Annotated in this window: 2 protein-coding genes; both read right to left on the bottom strand. The window is 41.0% G+C overall.

The features are described from left to right. Positions 1 to 118 precede the first annotated feature (118 nt). Positions 119 to 400 carry a hypothetical protein gene (locus B4113_RS08030; RefSeq protein WP_008881167.1) on the bottom strand — a complete coding sequence of 94 codons (282 nt, stop codon included), beginning with the start codon at positions 398 to 400 and terminating at the stop codon, positions 119 to 121. Between the two features lie 9 nt (positions 401 to 409). Next, positions 410 to 1,362, bottom strand: a 953-nt coding sequence (locus B4113_RS08025) for a pre-toxin TG domain-containing protein (protein WP_235597978.1), incomplete at its 5' end; no start/stop codon positions are given.

The raw sequence follows: 1,362 nt of genomic DNA, 5'->3' as shown, positions 1-1,362 counted from the left end.
AAACAATTCACAAAAAAATTAGCACATTCCTTCAGAAAAGGGGAGAGGGCTTTCTGAAGAAATGTGCAAAAAAATGGGTGTTTTGTGCTGAAATAAAATGATAATTTACACCTAAGCTTTATCTCCATCTCCAATTTATTTCTCCATCCTCATACACAGCAGGTAAATAGATTCCCTTTTTATCTCCATGACTATCTACAACAAACCAATTATCATCATTCAACCATTCCTCATTATATTCACTTTCTTTAAAATGATTTTCCTCATTCGTTAGATCCTCAAAAAACTTCCTAAACTTCACCATATTTTGATTCGCTATAAGTTTACCGTATACCCACATACCTTCAGTGTTAATATCCTGTATTTCACCTAGACATTCATTTTGAAAATATAGAAACATATTTAATACTCACTCCCTAGGATAAATTTTTATGAATTTGCTAGGTACTTCACCTCTTATCAAATACTCATTATCTCTCTCAGTCCAATTTAATGCCCTTTTCTTCCAAAAATCAGAAAAAGATCTATCTCGTTCGATTAATTTTCGAATCTGTTTCGGAGATAAAATAGCTACATTCTTAACTTCTCCTGACCTAATGGCTTTTCTCAAAGAAGAAATATCTAACTCTATTAAATAATCTCCGTAATTTCCAACAACGAGTTTGTTACCGGTAAAACTAATATAGGGACTATTTGATTTTGCTTTCCTTCTGTAACCTCCAAGAATATGCTCTATAACAGTAACTTGCCGATTTTTATATATGCCTTTACTATTTGCAGGAACTAAATTACCTGAATCTGATATAAACGGTTTACCAATTCCATTAGGTCTTTTAGATGAGTGCAACAAACTATCTCCTCTATAAAGTTTGTTCGTCCCCCGTCCAACCACCTCTCCTTCAGCTTTCTTTATCATATGAAAAGTGGCATCTTTAACTTCATTCCTCGCCTCACCCATCCACCCTCGAGGCGCCGGCCCCACTCCCGCATATGCCGGCTGCCATGAAACGGAGGTGACGCTTTCCACTACTTCGTCCCATTGTGTCTTGAACAGGCGGGCCGTTTCCGCGAATGGCGCTTTGATGACTTGATGGTAGGTCGTTTGGAAGATCGTCTTCATTGTATCATCGCGCACGACATGTTTCACTTTCGCAAGGGCGGAGGCGGCATCGATCGCCTTGGCTCCTTTGATCGCCGCTTTTCCGGCGACGCCGGCACTTTTAGCCGGAGGAACAATCGATAACAGCAACATCCCGCCCGCCAGCAATCGGTCCCCGGCCGACAGACGCTCGCCGGTGATCGGGTCGTACTCGCCAAATACGCGCTGCACGTCATACCAGCCGAGAAGCTCCAAACCGAATT

The organism is Geobacillus sp. B4113_201601, assembly GCF_001587475.1.
GTDB lineage: Bacteria > Bacillota > Bacilli > Bacillales > Anoxybacillaceae > Geobacillus > Geobacillus icigianus.
This window is presented reverse-complemented; position numbering and strand designations above follow the sequence as displayed.

Excerpts from the sequence above, each read along its gene's own strand:
- B4113_RS08030 (WP_008881167.1), bottom strand. The coding sequence starts at position 400 with ATGTTTCTATATTTTCAAAATGAATGTCTAGGTGAAATACAGGATATT.